The following is an 18868-nucleotide window of genomic DNA, read 5'->3' on the forward strand; positions in this document are numbered from 1 at the left end:
ATGTAAAATTTGGAGTAGAATTTAAAAGTTAAGAATATATATATTTTTTGTTAATTTAATATTACTCATGGTATAATGCAAGTATACATAGTTTATTTAATAACACTATTAAGATTTATTAATATAAAGGAAACTTTATAAAGGAGTAAAATAGATGTGGGATAAGTTTAGAATTGATAAAAAACTAGATATAGATAGAAAATATATAAATATTGGGGTTGTTGCTGTCATTGTAGGAATTACACTTTTTGCTGGCTATGAAGTAGTAAGTAGGGGTGGCGCATTTATTACTATAATTAAGAATTCAATACTAGGATTTTTAAGGGTAATAAGACCTATAATAATAGGGGCTATAATTGCATATTTGCTATTTCCTTTGGTAAGATACATTGAAGTTTTTATGAAGAAATGTATTAATGCAAAGAATAATGACAAATATGATTGGATATATAGAATTATAAGTATTGTTATAGTATTTGTACTTATTATTCTGTCAGTAGTATTGATATTTAACTTTATAATTCCACCTCTTTTAGAGAATGCAAAGGCATTGATAAATAATATCCCTCAGTATGAAAGTGTAGTTAGAGATGGGATAAATAATTTAAACTCTTATTTTGCAACTTTAGATATAGATTATCAACAAGTGAGTACCTATATTGATAAGATAACAACAGTATTTGCAGTCATTGGACAAGAAATAGTTAATTTAATTACTAATAGTATTTATGGATTTGGTTCCTTCATAATAGACTTTGTTCTAAGTGTTATATTTACATTTTATTTCTTAAAGGATAAAGAAATGCTTTTTAAAACTATAAGAAGATTTGGGAGAGCTTTTATACCAGGAAAATTAGGTAAAATATTAAAACAATTTATTATAGACTTAGATGAAGTAGTAGGAGGTTTTGTAAGAGGGGTTTTACTAGATGCTGTTATTGTAGGTATAGTTTCATCTATACTTATGTTGATGATACATCATCCCTTTGCAGTTTTAGTTGGAGTAATAGCAGGAATAAGTAATGTAATTCCATATATAGGACCTGCTATTGGAGCTATAAGTGCCTTTATATTAGGCATGTTTTCGAGTATTACACTGGGAGTATGGGGTTTTGTACTTTTAATACTATATCAACAAGTTGATGGTAATATTATACAACCTAAGATAGTAGGTAACAGTGTTGGACTTCCAGCTGTTTGGACATTAATTGCTCTAACTGTTGGTGGAGGATATGGTGGAGCTGCTGGAATGATAGTTGCAGTTCCAATTGCAGGTATAGTGAGTGTATATATTCATAGATACTATAAAGCAAAGTCAATTATCTAGAAGTAAGACAAATTATTAAGAGATATTTTAAAGTATTAAGAAGAACTTTATTAAATAATTCATTTATTTTTATTGGAGATAAAATATAGAAACATTAAACATAAGAGAAAAGGAGAAGATAAATATGAGAAAAATTTCAGCTAAGGAATTAAAAAATAAAATAGATAGTGATGAATATATAATAATATTAGATGTAAGAGATGAGGATGCTTACAAGGAAGGACATATAAAAAATGCCATATTAATATCTGTAAGTGATATTTCTCATGAAGTTGAAGATATAGTACAGGATAAGGATATAATGATATGTGTGTATTGTTATAGCGGAGCTAGAAGTGCTAGAGCTGCAATGATGCTTGACTATCTAGAGTATAATAATGTATGTGATTTAGGTGGTATCACAAATTGGAGCTATGACCTTGAAAAATAACTTCACTTTATTTAAGTTAGCTAGTAAGTAAATAAAAATAATAATATAAAGGTGTATGAGATTAGTCTCTACACCTTTATATTATTTGTAATTATTTTACTAAAAAGTTCACTTTTTATATCTATATTTTCTACCTGAAATATTGTTTTAGGGTCATTGGCTATGGCACGAATAGAAAAGTAAGGTGGAAGTCTAAAACCCTTATTTATATTCAGAGCGCCTATTAATTGCTTAGCAATGGAATCACTTCCTGAGTTTCCTGATACTACTACTGCAAAAATAGATTTACTATAAAAATTACTTCTCCTATATAATGCAGTAAGACGATTTATTACAGCTGTTAAGTTAGCAGCTATGGCATCATTATAGTTAGGACAGAGCAAAACTATGGCATCACTTTCTTCTATAGCAGGAAGAACATTCTCGGTCATAACGCCACCATAGAAACAGCCTTTTTTCTTTCCATAGTGAAGGCAAAGCTTATAGGGACATCCAATACAATCCAGAACCTCTCCTCTTTCAATTTGTATTTCATTAATTTCAAAGGAAGTAATATGTTTAGAGACAAGGTGCCATAGATCTAAGGTATTAGATGTTTTATGAGGACTAGAATAAAGTACTGAAATTTTACCACTTTTGAGATCTTTGGGTTTATCTATCATAAGTCTTGCAACTAATTTTTTACTGAGTTTATAACAAATATCTTCTAAAGGAATTTTTATAGTTTTTTGCCAAGTAGAGAAATTTTTTAAAGAACCAGTGGCTTCAACTAATGGGTGACCTATAAAGGAACAACCCATATTATTAGCAATATATACAATATCTTGAGCAAAGCGTTTTGTACCATGGTCATCGACACTGTGTATAAGAAGAGCTCCGGTAGACCCAACTAAAGAGTCCTTATCTTTCTCGAGAAGTTTAGCTAGAAGATTAATCAGAGGGATATCATAACCAACATCTCCTACCTGTGCTACAAAAAGTAATTTTCTGCAGGTTAAATCAGGTAGATTATTTATATCATCTATTAATATATGACGTATATTCTTAATTGAAGAGTATACCATATTATTTAATATAGAGGATATATTTTTATTTGGTAATACTACATATAGAGTTTCTATAAATATCCCTCCCAACAAAGTATTCTAAATGCAACTTATTATTTAAATAAAATATTATCTATATAATAGTTTATTCTTCTTATTTTTTATTATACAGCTCATTTAAAAGATCATAGGTATTTTCTAACTTAGTCATTAACTTTTTTGGCATATTTAATACTTCATTCTCTGTACAACCGTTAAAAAATCTGTTTTTACAACCCATATAAGTCCCACCAATGAAATTTGAAGAGTAGTGATAGTTGCTTTTAATAGTATCAATAATGCTAAGAGCACCAGAGGATAGTGCTGGAGCTATATAAGGCTTAAATCCAGTGGCACGGACCTCTAAATTTGCAGTTTTCGTTTTTTCTGTAAGGAAATCTGATGCATCCTCATCGAAGTTTTCGATACTATTGGCAATGATTAAGCCTTCACCGTGAGGACCAAAGGCTCTGCCTTCTTTTAAATAATCCTTAGTATCTTCCCTAAGATTACTATAATAAACTGCTCTACCATTCATAACACCTAATCCATATCCCCTAATTTGCTCGGGAGCAAGGCCTTGAAAGTCTAGGATGCCATTTTCATTTTTATTACTATCTTCAAAAAGAGATTTACATAATAAGTCCACAGGATCTGATACTACTGCAAATATTCCTTTGAAGTTTGATTTTCTTGCCATTTGTCCATAGATTTTAAGAACCTTTCTATTTCCAGTGAACTGTACAAGTCTTACATCCTCTTCTTCTTTACCTATAGGCGGTATACCAACAGATACACAAAATACAAACATATCACAATTAAATAAGTCTTCTTCTTTTAAAGGAACTATTGATATATTATTTTCTTTGCCATCATAAGAGAGAATTTGAGATAGTTCAAAGTTAAGTCGATCAACTTTTTTAGAATCTTTATCATAAATACCCAAGTCAGATATTACATGATGACCCAAAAGTCTAAGTCCAGTTAAAAGAGTAGCACCTACATCTCCTAAACCCACTACATTGACTTTCCACTTTTGGGGTTGAGAGTAGGTTATGACATCTAGAAAGTTTGGATAATTAGTATTTAAGGAAATAACTCTTTTTTCTTTGATAGCAGTTTTTAGCCAGCTAGGAACTATTTTATTGATTTCATTTAAGGATTTAAGCATGTTTAAATCTTCTTTTTCTAGAAATAAAAGATTTTCATTAGATACTATAAAAGATCTTCTAGAGATTTTGCAGTCCATAGAAGTTAAAGCAAAGATTTTACCAGTATAATTTTTGCATAATTCTTCATCTATAGAAGTAAAGTCGTATCTATCTACAGCCTTATTGCTTATAATTAAATTGTTATTAAATATATAGTAAAACATATATTACTCCTTCTCTATAACATATTTTCTAGCCTAGTAAGTAGTTCTAAATCCTTTTCTACTAGAGCTGATGGAGTAGAAGACAAATCATACTTAATTCCTTTTCCAATATCAGGACTACGAGGAGTTGTTATAACTTCACCTAGAGAGGAAAGAGTTAGATTTCTTCCATATAGGCTATGATATTCTCTTTCAAGTATTTTTAAAATTTCTATGGAGTTTTCAAGACAAACCTTAGACAAATTATAAATATTTTCATGAGAAGTGTTTTTAACAAATATAGGATAAGTATATGGCAATATACTATTAATTGATGGAATTAAGTTCCTTTTAGGAAAGTCACCTCTCCATATGGCATCCCCGCCTAAAAATGGGTATAAAGAATTTTCATTAAACCAAATCTTAAGTCTAGGTATGAAGTATACACTAGATACTTGCCTATTTTGAATATCCATTAAATCTTTTCCACGACCAGATAGAACTCCGCAGAGAATTTTCTTTACATCAATCCCTTGTTTAACTAGTATAGGATCTAAAGCTCTCATTCTGTAACCCTTATGAAGAATATTATCCACTAAGAAAATTGGACGATTAAAGGACTTTATCATTTTTAACTGATTATCCAAAGGTAGATAATAGGGTGATTCGCCTATAAAAAAGTTCTTTGTATCACCGTAATAATATTTTTCTGTATGAAGAGATTTAGTAACAGTATTAGGAACTACATATCTATCTAAAATATCACCATAGGGAACACACATAGCTTCACCATATTCCTTAGGAGTCTTTATATGAGTAGAAACATGGTTCTCATGACAAAGGTTTTTTATCATTTTTTGATGAAGTACTTCACTATTAAAACATAACAGTAGTTCATTAGGATATAATTTTGAAAGAGCACTTTGTAATAGTTTTCTTCTAGTATTAATTATATTCTTAACCTTATGGTTACTTCTAAAAGGTTCTTTTAAAATATTTTCAATATCTAGATTTAAAATGCAAGGGCTAGTCATATTAACTGCTAATATAGGGAATTGACTATTTTCCGAGCCAATATCTATAAAACCTTGAGCTAACATTATTTCTACAAGGGTTGGGCTAGTTAGAGAACTATGGCATGGATTGAATACTGCATACTCATAATCCTTAGAAATAGCATAGGATAAGACCTCAGTTAAAATAATTTGCTCAAGAAATTTATTTTTTTCTCGGTTTGTAACATAGATACCATCTATAAATATCATTCTTCCAGCAGATAAGGAACGAAGGCATCTAGAAACTTTTTCATCTTTCACTTCGGAATAAAGGTTATTAGAACGTACCCAATGCATTGAAGAAATAGCTAAAATTTCATCGCTTTTAGAGTTTTTAATTACCACCAATTTAGGAGCTTCTTTATCCTTAAATTGAGATAAAATGGATTTTACTTCATTGACAGAGTTTAGATGAGATAGAAGCTCGGAAACTATAGTATCAGTAACTTCATCAATAAATTCAAAGTCTAAGTGGCTTTCATTTAGAGATAGCTTATCTAGTGGTTCGCGTTGATAAAAACCATTCTCGTGAATATATTGAGATACTAGAGGATCTACTAAAGTTGATACATCTCTATTTTTATCTATATAGTTTCTAATTTGACTAGAGCTTATCATAGAGTATTTAGCAGGCAACTTTAGTACTTCTATGGTACCTTTTATAAGAGATTTAGCAGCTAGAAGTTTTTTGGAATTACCTCTTTCAAAGATTATATGATTAAAGGTATGAATAGAATCTTCTTCTATAGCTTTACGATAGCAAGAGGCGTTTAAAAGCACATCACTACCAGAAACAAAGTAAACTTCAGAGCCATAAAATGATTCTTTAAGTTTTCCTAAATCTTTAGGATTAGCTATGTTTACTTGCATTGTTTCAGGATATATATATATGTTAAATTCATCACAAATTGATAAATTAATTAATATTTTTCTTAAAAGATTAGGTAAAGTTTTTTTAGACCAAGAAAATTCATCCACCGCTAAGTATACTTCATAACCTAAATCACGAATTGCTTTAGAAATATTTTTATGTCCTAGAGAGAATGGATCAAAGGTACCAGGGAAAAAGGCTATTTTCTTAGGCATATCTATGGAAATCTCTCCTTTAAAAAAGGTATAATCTGATATAAATCTATATATGTGATTTAGGGCTGCTGCATTGGTTAATAAAAGTAATCTATCATCATCTTTACCTACAAGTGTAAGAATTTTTTTAGCTGTCAATTTGAAAACATGAAGTTTATCATCTAAGGATAGATTTGAACTTCCAAAGATATCCTTGCCAAGAGTGATTATGGCTGCCTGTTTAACCTTAGCTTTATAGTCGCCTATACCATTTAAAATAATGGATAGCATTGATTTTAATCTTTCATCATAAATCTTTTCATCTTCCTCAAATCTGGATTTATATATACCATAGTTAGATAAGGTAATCCCGATGGCTTTAAGAATTAATATCTTAACATCTTCATTAGAAGTTTTAATTTTATCCTTTAAATCAGCTATGATTTCATCTAGCTCATTAGGTGGCAACCATAAAATTACCTGACCTAAGAAGGGCGATATATATTCTGTAAATTTTTGACCTTCGATTTCTAGTCCACGTAGAAGTTCTATGGCTACTTCATTTCTCTCTGAATCATTTAAATTAGGCATTATTTTAAGAATAGAGTATCCAGCATTATTTCTAACGGTTTCTATAGCACTTACCTTTAGCATATTACAAAAGTGAATACATGTATGGAGTCCAGTAGTAGAAGCTACATCTAGAGTATAATTAAGAAGTATATCTATTTGATGTTTTTTTACTACCCAGTTAGTAGCCGTTTTTAAGTTACTAAGGAAGATCTCAGGAACCTTAGTATAGTCTTCTTGGCAATAAGTTTTAAAAAGTATTATGTGTTCATTCATATTAAGGAGGGTAAAAATTCTAAAGTATAAGTAGTTTTCGGATGGATTTTTACTTTTAGTTTTAATTAGTTTCAAGTTTTGGATTATAAAGTCTCTTATAGAGTGATTAGATGGAATTTTAGGAATCACATCTGCTAAACTATCAAGAGCTGCTAATTTTATAACTAAACTTCGCTTTTTAACTTCATCAATAATAAATTCTACAAGTAGATCTAAAGTTTCATCATAGGACCCAAAAGATATATACTTTGCGGTATCAAGCAAATATAGTTGAGTTTCAAAGGAGATTATATTTAGAGAAGTATAATGTTTTAAAAGAATATGTCTATATATATTCATAATAAGTTTTCTACAATTTAGAAAAACCGAGTCCACCATGATTTTAGTATTATAACCTATCCAATTTCTATGAGCATTGACTAATTTACCGCTAGGATAGAGCATTAATGAAAGATACTCTTCAAATAGGTTATAGCTGTTTAGATTAGGTTTTTCGATGGATACATTCTTAGGTAGTTCTTTACTATAATCTTCATCATAAATAGCTATTAATTTTCCTATTAAATAAGCACAGTGGCGGCGAATATCATCTTCTCTATGAGCTAGGTTATCATAGAGAAATTCTAGAGTTTGTAACTTTTGCTTTTGAGTAAAGTAGGTAGAGTATTCTTCTAATACTCTTATATATTGACGAAGATTCTTCCAATTTTTTTCACTTCTACCCTGCTCTAATATTGCATTTAGAGAGTATTCATCACGTAACAAATACATAAGATTTATATTATGATTTATTGCTAAATTTTTCATGCTAGTAGTTATTTCGTTACCGCGAAGCAAAGAGTATACTGGAGGGAGGACAGGATCTAATTTCTCATCTTTAGAATTTAAATCAACTTCTATATTTATACTTTTTAAGTAATCTTCAAAGTCTTTTAATTTACCATATACTCTATTATAACGAGACTCCTTTTTAGCATCCACGTTTTCAAGTTTTTCAAGAATTACTTTAAAAGAATCGGCTAGAGAAAAAATATTCATAGTATAGCCATTGCCAGTAAATACATTTTTAACTCTAAAATCACAATAAATTAGTATTAAAGATTCTAAGGAGAGATTTTCAAGCTCTAAATCCCAAGTAGAATGATTTATAGCAATATTTCTAATATAATTTATATTATGCTTTTTAAACCATTGATCTGTATAATAATAGTGAAGATAAGGAACTCGTTTTAGCTCTTCGCCTTTACAACCATATTTACCAATATCATGTCCTGCTGCTGCACCTGAAACTCTACCCAAGTCTATAGGCAATCCTTTAGTTTTAAGCTGACGAGCTAAAAACATAGCTAAATAATGTACTCCGCAGATATGATCCAGAGTATTATACTTAAATATTTCTCCATTAAGCTTCATCATTTCATATACATAATCACGATTAAAAGCTTTAGTAAACCTTACATATTCATCTTTTCTTTCGAGTTCTTTAATTTCATCATCTTTTAAAGTGATTAAAGGGTATTTTGATTGCCAACTATCTGAATCAACTGTAGATTTTTCTATACCACATAAAACTTTATAAATTTTAAGAAAAATTTCGCATCCTAAGGTAAATCTAGAATCTAATTCTATAGTCACAGCATCCTTAAAGTTTTTGCTTAAAGTATAATTATATATATATATTAACCAATCATCAGGGCCTTCTTTATACAAATCATTTAATATAGGTGCACATAGATAAAGAACTTTAGAAGGTGAAAAATTCTTTTCATCTAAAATATCTTTAAGATTATATAAAAAAGCAGGTGAATTCACATGCTTATCAAGAAATTCTTGGGATATATTTGTTGATTTTAAGAAATGAGAATTATAGAGTTTTCTGAAGATTTTCTTTTTTATTTCTTTTAATTGTAAAATTTCCATAGAGACCTCCTAACTATAAGTATATAATATGATTAAAACCTATTTCTTATAAATATTTTATCATTTAAACTATATTTATCCTAATAAATATACTATAATAATAATTCAAATAATATATTCATTAAAATTGAGTGTTTATCATTATAAAGAGATAGGAAAGTATTATCAATATAAAGAATTAAAAGAAAAACTTTTAATTTATCTTATTTTTATATATAATTTATGTATGATATTTATAGGAGGACTCTATGATAGAATTAATAAAAAAAGTAGATATAATGCTATTGCAATTTATAAATAAAAAGCCACGATGCAAGTTTTTAGATAAGGTTATGCCGTATATAACATTCCTGGGATCTGCTACATTTTGTATGATATTTGTTGTGATAACTGTTATGTCTAAAAACAAAGGAATTAAAAACTTAGGAATTTTATCCTCTTTATCAGTTATTACTTCTGGAGGCATTACTCACTTTTTAAAGAGAATAAAAAATAGAATAAGGCCATATATAAAATTTCCAACTCTAAATATTAAGAAGGTAGGAGTAGATGATTATTCCTTTCCATCTGGCCATACAACTGCAGCTTTTTCTATTGGTGTTAGTGTTGCTTTAAGTTTTACTGGACTAGCTATAGTATCTCTAGTAATTGCTAGCCTAGTAGGGTTTTCAAGAATTTATCTTGGCGTACACTATCCAACGGATGTAGGTGCTGGGGTTGTGGTAGGCACTTTAAGTGCTGTATGTATGCATATGATAGTATAATATGACCATGTAATTCCATTTAACTAGAATTATATGGTAGTATAATAAGAAATTATAAAGGTGTAAGAATTTAAGCTAAATTCTTACACCCTTATTAAATTCATAAGTAGATTTTAAATAAGGCACTATCAAATAAATAATAGACCAGTTTTCTCGCCTATTTGCCACGAATACTGCGTCGTTAAAATNNTTGGTCTATTATTTATTTTCACGTGCCTAATTAAGAAATGGTTAATATGCTATCAATTATCTGTCCATCACACTCTGGAAATTTTATACCTAAAACTTTTGAAAGAGTAGGTGCTATGTCCACTAAATTCATATTATCTATGAAAGAGTTTTCTTTGAACTCATCACCACATCCAATAAAGAGGGTATGGATATCGGGGCTATCAGGGTGATAACCATGATTACCATTAGATTTTCCTTCTTTAGGGGTGCTTGGAGTTACTATATTATCATTAAATTTGTCTGTGAAAATAAACCCTCTTTTAGCCTCAATCATAAAAGTAGCCTTGGGATCTCCACCTAGATTTATAATTTCATCGTTTCTATATATTTTTTCAATACCCTTACTATTATCAATGGATAGAGCTTTTAGAATATTGTAAATCTTTGAGGAAAGATTTTTATTAAAATCATCCTTAATATATATATAGGCACTTCCGTCACAAGATTTTGCATATACCCTCCAAGATTTAATTTTATTATTTTCATCAAGTCTTATTAAATCTTGATTTCTAAATAAGGTATTTAAACTAATGATCTTATCAAAGTCTTGGAATCCATGGTCTCCTAAGATAACTATAGAAGAGTTTTCATATATATCAGCTTCCTTCAGAGCTTCTATTACTCCAGCCAATCTTTTATCATGGCGATGAAGTGAATCTAGAGCTTCTTTAGAGTCAGTTCCATAACCATGTCGTTGACTATCTAAATCTAAAAGGTGAAGTAAGAGTAAGTTGGGCTTATATTTTTTTATAGTTTCCATGGCACAAGCAGTAGCAAAGTTGTCTAGATTAGGTTCTTTTATACCATCAAGTAGGTGCTTAAATTTTCTATTTAAATTAAACTGATAGATAGGACTTCCACCTAAAAGAGATGCCATTTCTTGAGATACATATTTATTATTAGAAAAAATCTCAGGCATGTTATATTTTATAGAAGATCTACCAGTAACAGGCCAAAATATAGATGCTACAGTGAGACCTTTTTCCTTTGCAACGTCATATAGAGTCGGACCATTTACATACTTTCTAAACCAAAACCAGTCTGGAGCAGGTTTCTCTGGCTCTAACAATTTATTATTTACAACACCATGGCTTTTAGGGTATTTACCTGTAACTATGGTAGTATGAGCTGGATAGGTTAAGGATGGATATATAGACTTAACATTTCTAACTGTTGAACCTTTTTGAATACATTGTGAAAAAGTCGGTAAGTTACTTATTATATCAAAGTCAGCTGCTTTTAATCCATCGATAGAAATAACAACTAGGTGTTTATCTGTTAAATTACTCATAACTTATTCTCCTTAACTTTATGTTATATATGAATTATGATATACTAATTTTATCATTAAATCTACATAATAAGGTAATAATAAGCGATTAAGGAAGAAAAGTAGTGTAAGAAGGTGTAATTTTGGAACTAAGCTATAAAGAAAAATTTTCTGTAAAGTTTCATGAAGGAGACTTTAAGGGGAATGTGAAATTATTTACAATAATGGATTATATCCAGCAGGTTGCAGAGGGCCATGCTCAGATTTTAGGAGTGGATTTCAAATCTATGATGGATCACGGGTTGTTTTGGGTGGTATCTAGAATAGAAATCACGATGGAGAGATATCCGAAAGTTGGAGAAGATATAACCGTGGAAACTTATTTAGGTGGTCGTGAAAAAGTCTTTATGAAAAGAAGATTTAAGATTGAAGATAAGGATGGTCAGGTTATTGGAAGAGCATTAATATACTATTTAATTTTGGATACTAAGACTAGATTTCCACAAAAGCCGTCAGTATGTCCTGTAGATATAGATATTAATGTAGGAAACGTCATTGATAATAAACTTAATAAGATAAAGATGCCAGGAGAAGCTATAGAAACTATTAAAAGAGAATTATATTATAATGATATAGATATAAATAATCATGTTAATAATGCCAGATATATTTCTTTTATAGAAGATTTCTTTTCTTTAGATTGGCACAGAGAAAAAAACATATCTTATATGCAACTTAATTTTATTAAAGAAATTAAGTTTGATGATATATTAATAATGAATAAATTTATTGAGAATAAGGAAAATAATAGCTACTGTATCAATGGAATTTCAGGAATTTCAAAACAAGAATTCTTTCAATGTAAACTGAAATTTTAAATGATTTATAATTGAAGAAAATTGATAAAAAAGTATCTAGATAATAAAAATTTTAGATACTTTTATTTATTTGCTTTTAGGAATATATTTCGCATAATGCATTTCATTAAGTTGGGAAAATATAGCCATATAGCATTTAACTATAAAATTAAATGATATATGTTTATAGAAATGAAATAAAAGCTAAAAAAGTTTACCAATATCAATATAATTATTGACATTGATGAATAAATAATTGATAATATATATGGAATATTCATAAAAGATTAAAAATTTAGAATTTAAAATGAGGGGGAGCAATAATTGACACAGAAAAAAGGTTTAAAAAAGGCCATTAGCAAAGAAGGTATCATATTTTTAATTTTATTTTTAGGTATTTTCATATGTATGGGAAGTATTATGGGAACCATAAATATGTTTAATACCTTGATGGCAACTGCTTATAACTTATTAATCAAGACAGCTTTTTATATAATGGCTATTGCAGTATTGGCAGGAGCTATATCTGCACTTTTATCAGAATTTGGTGTAGTATCTTTAATTAATAAATTACTATCACCACTAATGAAGCCACTTTATGATTTACCTGGTGCAAGTACCATAGGAATTTTAACCACTTATCTTTCTGATAATCCAGCTATACTTACTTTAGCTGAGGATAAAGGTTTTAGAAGATATTATAAAAAATATCAATTGCCAGCCTTAACTAATTTGGGAACAGCATTTGGAATGGGGTTAATTATTACTACCTATATGATGGGTCAAAAGTCACCTATAGGAGAAAGTTTTATATTACCAACTATAATAGGTAATATAGGAGCTATAATAGGAAGTATTATAAGTACTAGACTTATGCTTAGACATACAGCAAAAATTTATGGTAAAGATGAGATGTGTGTGGAAGACAACGATGTTAGTTTTGACATGATGAATTATAGAGAAGTTAGAGATGGAAGTGTTGCGGAAAGATTTATGGCTGCGATGCTTGAAGGAGGAGCTTCAGGAGTACAAATGGGGCTTGCTATAATTCCAGGAGTTTTAATAATCTGTACTTTAGTTTTAATGCTTACTAATGGACCTTCGGCAGCTGGAGTTTATACTGGTGCTGCATCTGAAGGAATTGGACTATTACCATGGATTGGGGAAAAGCTACAATTTATATTAGTTCCACTATTTGGATTCCAAAGTCCAGAAGCCATAGCGTTTCCAATAACATCTTTAGGTGCGGCAGGAGCTGCAATTAGCTTAGTGCCTGGAATGTTACAAAATGGATTAATAGGCGGAAATGAAATTGCTGTATTTACAGCTATGGGTATGTGTTGGAGTGGATACTTAAGTACTCACGTTGCAATGATGGATGGATTAAAATGTAGAGAGTTAACAGGAAAAGCTATTTTAAGTCACACCTTTGGTGGACTAGCAGCTGGTATAGCAGCTCACTTTATATATTTGTTTGTAACAAAATTTATATAATAATAAAAACCAAGATAAATATCTTGGTTTTTATTATTACTATGAGATATATATTTAGTTAAGCTTAAATTATATCTTAGTTAAGAATATACTTTATCATACATAAAATCACTTAAATTACCATATAATACATGAGACTAAACTAAATTTTTCATATGGAACTATATAAATATTTATATAGAAGGCTATTTAAATATGGATAGGTACTTCAAGAGACTTTGTAATTGTTTCAAGAGTATTTTCATTAGAGCTTAAATAGTTATATAATATACCAGTTCTTAACCCTTCATTACATATAATAATATCGGAGAAGTTACAATAATTTATTAAATGAGTAATTATTTCACATCCACCTAATATAATATCAGCACGTTTTTTTGAAAGTCCTCGTAAGTTTTCCCTATCTTTTAAACTTATAATTTTAAGACTTTGACAAAGAGTTTTTAATTCAGAAGGATTGGAAAGTTCTATGGTTTTACTTGATATACATGCTTCGGTTACGTAGTTACTATATATCTTTCCAAGGTTTTTAAAAGTTCCACCAATACCAACTAAAGAACTTTCATAAAAATCATCAATCCAAGGTATATTGGAGAATAACTTATAGAAAAAGTCTTCAGTATAATCACAGCTTAAGTACCTACCACGCTTATTAACTTTTATTTTTTCATTTATATTAATAGAGCCTAGAGGCATACTGGTATAATTTGTAAATATACCATCTTCTACAAAAATTAATTCAGTACTATTTCCACCGGTATCCATTATTATACCTTTTCTTAGATTACAAGTAGAAAGGGCTCCAAGATAAGAAAAATAAGCTTCATCCTTAGATGAAAGGACTTGGACTGAAATCCCTGTATGCTCTTTTATTAAATCTAGTATATAGCCACTGTTCTCAGCTACCCTTAAAGCTTCTGTAGCTACGGCAATAATTCTAGAAACTTTATTTATAATACAAGATCGTAAAAATTTTTTTAGAACAGTTATTACATCTAAAGTTTTTTCAGCACTTATATTTTTACTAGTAGTTAAAGTAGCTCCGAGTCTTAAATGTTCTTTATCTTCATCTATAGTCTTTGGATTGGACTTACTATCTATATTAACGATTAGTAGATGAACTGTATTTGAACCAATGTCTATAATTCCAATGTTATTCATATACTACATACCTCCAATAAAAAGCTCTTTTATTAATTATACGATGAAAACAATAAAATATCACATAAGTAAACATATATTATAAAGAAAGTGGGCAACCTAAATTTAGGTAAATATCATTATGACTTATGGGGTGCTCAAAATGAAATATACAACAGTGAATTGCAAAAAAATTTATAAGTATTTTAGCTGGCTAAAATTTAATGAACGAGTTTTAGAGGAAGCTATAGAAAGAGAAAATCCTATACTGGAGAGAGGAAAATTTTTAGCTATTGTCAGCTCTAATTTAGATGAATTCTTTGAGGTGAGATTCGGAAGATTGATTAATGAAAAGAAAAGGAATCCAAAGAAAAAAGAGGAGATTAATAAAGTTATTAAATATGTAACAGAAGATGTTAAGAAAAATGTAGATAAGCAATATAAATATTATAAAAATCAGCTTATTGATTTATACAAAAAAATAATATTACTATATGTAGTATAGAGGATTTATCCGATGAAGATATCTACTATCTAAAGAGATATTTTAAAAGGCAGATTTTTTCAGTCCTTACACCAATAACAATTGATGGAACTAAACCTTTTCCTAGAATTGAAAGCAAATCACTAAATATATGTGTAGTTATAGAGGATGAATACATTAAAAGACTATGTGTTATAACAATACCTGAATTTTTAGATAGAGTCATTAAGTTACCTTCAAAGTCGAACACCTTTAGATATGTATTAATAGAAGATGTAATAAAAATAAATATAGATAAATTGTTATATGATTCTAAGATTTTATCTATGATAATATTTAGAGTTACAAGAAGTTGTGATGTTGACATTAAGATAAATAGGGATGAAGATATTCTAGATGCTATATCTGAGAATATTAAAAAGCAAAGAAAGAGCAAAATACTAAGGTTAGAAATAGAAAAAAGTACAAATAAAGATATTTTAAAAATGTTGATTTCTAAATTAAAATTAAATAAAGAAAATATATATTTAATCGATGGTCCCATAGATATAAAATTTTTGAATTATATATATGTAGATTGTAATTTAGCAGAGTTAAAATTTAAAGAATATAAAAAAGTTATATCCGTAGATGATGATGAGAGTATATTTAAAACCATAGATGAAAGAGATATATTAATACATCTGCCCTTTGATTCTTTTAATCCAATAGTTAAGTTTGTAGATGAGGCATCTAAGGATAGTAAAGTAGTAGCTATAAAGCAAACTATATATAGAGTAAGTGAAAATTCACCTATTGTAGAAGCTTTAAAAAGAGCTGCAAAACTTGGAAAAGAAGTCACTGTTATAGTAGAAGTAAAAGCAAGATTTAGTGAAGAAAAAAATCTTAAATTAGTGAATGAATTAAGAGAGGCAGGATGTAAAGTTATATATGGAGTTAATGGGGTAAAAACTCACTGTAAACTTATCATGGTAGTAAGAAGAGATAAATATGGATTAAAAAGATATATAAATATAAGTACTGGCAATTACAATGAAATAACAGCACAGATGTATACGGATTTAAGTCTCTTTACTTGTGATCCTTATCTAGTTGAAGATATGAGCAGATTATTTAATATGATTACAGGGACAAAACAAGAATTAGATTTATATAAAACTAAGATATCACCTTATAGCTTTAGAGGTGAAATCATATCGTTAATAGATGAAGAAATAAATAATATTAAAAATAGCGGCATAGGTAGGATAATTCTAAAGGCAAACGGAATTACTGATGAGAAAGTTATAAAAAAAATCATAGAGGCTGGAGAAGAAGGGGTTCATATAACACTTATAGTTAGAGGCATGTGCACATTAAGTGAAATTATGAAGACTGATAAATTTTCTAATATAGAATTAAAAAGTGTGGTAGGAAGATTTTTAGAGCATAGTAGGATTTTTTATTTTTGCAATAATGGTGAAGAAAAAATATATTTATCTAGCGCAGATATAATGAAAAGAAACTTAGATAGAAGAATAGAGGTAATGGTACCTATAGAAAGCCATAAGAATAGAGAAAGAATAAAAGAAGTTCTAAAGCTATATATGGAAGATGAAGTTAATAGTAGAATCCTGCTAGAAGATGGTACATATAAAAGATGCAATGGGGATGAGGAAAGTAATGTATATAATAGATTAATTATACAGGAAGATGTAAGGAAAAATATAGTTAATAAGAATTAAATTTAAGAACTTTTATGGTAAATGTAAATAATTAGATTGAAGACGATGATTTTGACAAAGTACTAATTATGTATAGTTTATCTAACTTTCTTCGAGAAACTAAAGTTATAAATATAAAAACTAAAAATAATAAAGCTATGTCAAAATATAAAATTAAATTCTCAATTAGTTTTGACATAGCCTTAATTATTTATAAAATTGGAGTTTCAATTAAAAGTATGTTGCTAGAAATATTAGCCCTTATTTCAAAGGTTTCATTGGATATATAAGCACTTCCAGAACCAGTCAAATCAACGCTATCTGAATTACTTGTGGTAATGTGACTTTCTCCATAACATTGAAATAAATAACCTTGCCTTTCTTTACCGATGGTGAAAATTAACTCTTTATCAGTATCTAGGGATGCAGAATAAATATTGATATCACAACTAGATTTAATAGGAGCTAAACCATTTAAAGAACTAACTGCATATATCCATTGATTTTTAATAAGATTTTCAGTATTAGACTTAATTAGTAAAGGTTTTTTATTAGAAGTTTCCTTAGTAGAAATATCACTCTTTGGTAATAAGCTAATTTCTATTATATCTAGAAAATCAATACCATTGTTAAAAATATTATAGGTTATTCCATCCATAGATTTAATATAGACGAAATTTCCAGATGAAAGGGATTCTAGATTTCCCATACTATCACTATATAATAATTCACCACTTATGACATACATAATAATCTCTTCTTTTATTTTAAAATTATTATGTGTTCCACTTCTAGGAACTAAGGTAATATTTCTTAATTCTTTAATACAATTTTCTGCATTTAGAGATTTAACAGAATTAGAAAGATTAGAAGTAGTTTTTAAATAAGAAAAATCTTCTTCGTGATCAGGAGAAACAAATCTTTTATTAATCAAAATATTACCCTCCTAATTTAATATTTTATGAATATATAATTTTAATTAATATAAAACTATTAAAAAGCGTATTTCTACCATTATTATTTGCAGTTTTTATAATTTAATAGTAGGTATGTTTTTCATATCCTATTAAATAAATTAATAGATGGGAATAAATTATATATTGAAATAATAGATTATATTTATTGCTTCAAATATAATAGTATAGTAATATAAAACTAACTTTGAATATTTTGGGAGGTAATAATTAGTTATGAAATTTCTTAAAGATTGGATTATACCAGCAGTAATTGCTATAATTTTAGGGGTTTTAATAAATAAATTCTTATTTTTTAATGTAAATGTTCCAACTGGCTCTATGTATCCTACTATTACACCAGGAGATAGGATATTTTCAATAAGAATGCATAGGCCATCATCCATTGAAAGAGGTGATATTTTAGTGTTTCACTCTGAAGAAGCGAACAAGGATTTAATTAAAAGAGTTATCGGGCTTCCAGGTGAAACAGTAGAAGTTCAATCAGATGGAAGAGTATATATAAATGGTGAATACTTAGAAGAGGATTATGTAAGTAGTTTTAGTGATATCACTGGAACTTTTAATGTACCAGAGGGTTGCTATTTATTTCTTGGAGATAATAGAGGAAATTCTATAGATGCTCGTTTGTGGAAAAATCCATATATACCTTTTGAAGAAATACAAGGAGAAGGGAAATTTATTATATTTCCTTTTGATAGATTTGGAAAATTAAAGTAGCATATCTAGTAGTAAAATATTAAAGAAGTACTGAAGGGGCTTTCGCAAAAAGCTAATCTAAATAAATATTGAATAAGCACTTATATTATTAACACTCAGCCGTTTCGGAATATTGATTAACTAAAGCATTTATTCAAATAAAATATACA

At 28.6% G+C, this 18868-nt stretch carries 14 protein-coding genes; 8 read left to right on the forward strand and 6 right to left on the reverse strand.

What is annotated here, in order from left to right:
- The first annotated feature begins 154 nt into the window (after nucleotides 1-154).
- Entirely contained in the window at nucleotides 155-1327 is a 1173-nt protein-coding gene (locus B3W71_RS03920) for an AI-2E family transporter (protein ID WP_346887636.1), read from the forward strand.
- A 124-nt stretch (nucleotides 1328-1451) separates the two neighbouring features.
- Nucleotides 1452-1757 carry a rhodanese-like domain-containing protein gene (locus B3W71_RS03925; protein ID WP_346887637.1) on the forward strand — a complete coding sequence of 102 codons (306 nt, stop codon included), beginning with the start codon at nucleotides 1452-1454 and terminating at the stop codon, nucleotides 1755-1757.
- 68 nt (nucleotides 1758-1825) lie between these two features.
- Here B3W71_RS03925 and B3W71_RS03930 read toward each other — a convergent pair whose 3' ends face one another.
- The 3 genes from B3W71_RS03930 to B3W71_RS03940 all read right to left on the reverse strand — a co-directional run bounded on the left by B3W71_RS03930 (nucleotide 1826) and on the right by B3W71_RS03940 (nucleotide 9082).
- Complete coding sequence (locus B3W71_RS03930; protein WP_346887648.1) at nucleotides 1826-2878, reverse strand: NAD(P)H-dependent oxidoreductase; 1053 nt, start codon at nucleotides 2876-2878, stop codon at nucleotides 1826-1828.
- Between the two features lie 79 nt (nucleotides 2879-2957).
- Complete coding sequence (locus B3W71_RS03935; protein ID WP_346887638.1) at nucleotides 2958-4217, reverse strand: lactate/malate family dehydrogenase; 1260 nt, start codon at nucleotides 4215-4217, stop codon at nucleotides 2958-2960.
- A gap of 14 nt (nucleotides 4218-4231) precedes the next feature.
- Nucleotides 4232-9082 (reverse strand): cytidyltransferase, encoded by a 4851-nt coding sequence (locus B3W71_RS03940; RefSeq protein WP_346887639.1) that lies wholly within the window; start codon nucleotides 9080-9082, stop codon nucleotides 4232-4234.
- Between the two features lie 248 nt (nucleotides 9083-9330).
- On the opposite strand from B3W71_RS03940, the gene B3W71_RS03945 reads away from it, so the two are divergent.
- Nucleotides 9331-9846: a phosphatase PAP2 family protein gene (locus tag B3W71_RS03945; RefSeq protein ID WP_346887640.1), complete on the forward strand. Its 516-nt coding sequence runs from the start codon at nucleotides 9331-9333 to the stop codon at nucleotides 9844-9846.
- A 220-nt stretch (nucleotides 9847-10066) separates the two neighbouring features.
- Here B3W71_RS03945 and B3W71_RS03950 read toward each other — a convergent pair whose 3' ends face one another.
- Nucleotides 10067-11368 carry an ectonucleotide pyrophosphatase/phosphodiesterase gene (locus B3W71_RS03950; protein ID WP_346887641.1) on the reverse strand — a complete coding sequence of 434 codons (1302 nt, stop codon included), beginning with the start codon at nucleotides 11366-11368 and terminating at the stop codon, nucleotides 10067-10069.
- 122 nt (nucleotides 11369-11490) lie between these two features.
- On the opposite strand from B3W71_RS03950, the gene B3W71_RS03955 reads away from it, so the two are divergent.
- Together B3W71_RS03955 and B3W71_RS03960 are read left to right on the forward strand one after the other, a co-directional pair.
- The gene (locus B3W71_RS03955) at nucleotides 11491-12225 is read left to right on the forward strand and encodes an acyl-[acyl-carrier-protein] thioesterase (RefSeq protein WP_346887642.1); all 735 of its coding nucleotides are present in this window, start codon (nucleotides 11491-11493) and stop codon (nucleotides 12223-12225) included.
- 303 nt (nucleotides 12226-12528) lie between these two features.
- The gene (locus B3W71_RS03960; protein WP_346887643.1) at nucleotides 12529-13698 is read left to right on the forward strand and encodes a CD0519/CD1768 family membrane protein; all 1170 of its coding nucleotides are present in this window, start codon (nucleotides 12529-12531) and stop codon (nucleotides 13696-13698) included.
- A gap of 189 nt (nucleotides 13699-13887) precedes the next feature.
- On the opposite strand, the gene B3W71_RS03965 is transcribed toward B3W71_RS03960, so the two are convergent.
- Nucleotides 13888-14859 (reverse strand): hypothetical protein, encoded by a 972-nt coding sequence (locus B3W71_RS03965; protein WP_346887644.1) that lies wholly within the window; start codon nucleotides 14857-14859, stop codon nucleotides 13888-13890.
- Nucleotides 14860-15001: 142 nt separating this feature from the next.
- Here B3W71_RS03965 and B3W71_RS03970 point away from each other — a divergent pair, with 142 nt between their 5' ends.
- The gene (locus B3W71_RS03970; RefSeq protein WP_346887645.1) at nucleotides 15002-15343 is read left to right on the forward strand and encodes a hypothetical protein; all 342 of its coding nucleotides are present in this window, start codon (nucleotides 15002-15004) and stop codon (nucleotides 15341-15343) included.
- Nucleotides 15344-15363: 20 nt separating this feature from the next.
- Nucleotides 15364-17046: a polyphosphate kinase 1 gene (ppk1, locus tag B3W71_RS03975; RefSeq protein ID WP_346887649.1), complete on the forward strand. Its 1683-nt coding sequence runs from the start codon at nucleotides 15364-15366 to the stop codon at nucleotides 17044-17046.
- Between the two features lie 190 nt (nucleotides 17047-17236).
- Here ppk1 and B3W71_RS03980 read toward each other — a convergent pair whose 3' ends face one another.
- Nucleotides 17237-17959 carry a hypothetical protein gene (locus B3W71_RS03980; protein ID WP_346887646.1) on the reverse strand — a complete coding sequence of 241 codons (723 nt, stop codon included), beginning with the start codon at nucleotides 17957-17959 and terminating at the stop codon, nucleotides 17237-17239.
- Between the two features lie 256 nt (nucleotides 17960-18215).
- On the opposite strand from B3W71_RS03980, the gene lepB reads away from it, so the two are divergent.
- Nucleotides 18216-18719, forward strand: a complete 504-nt coding sequence (gene lepB / locus B3W71_RS03985; protein ID WP_346887647.1) for a signal peptidase I — start codon at nucleotides 18216-18218, stop codon at nucleotides 18717-18719.
- Nucleotides 18720-18868: the final 149 nt, after the last annotated feature.

Source organism: Clostridium sp. UBA1056, assembly GCA_002316385.1.
Lineage (GTDB): Bacteria > Bacillota > Clostridia > Clostridiales > Clostridiaceae > Clostridium_J.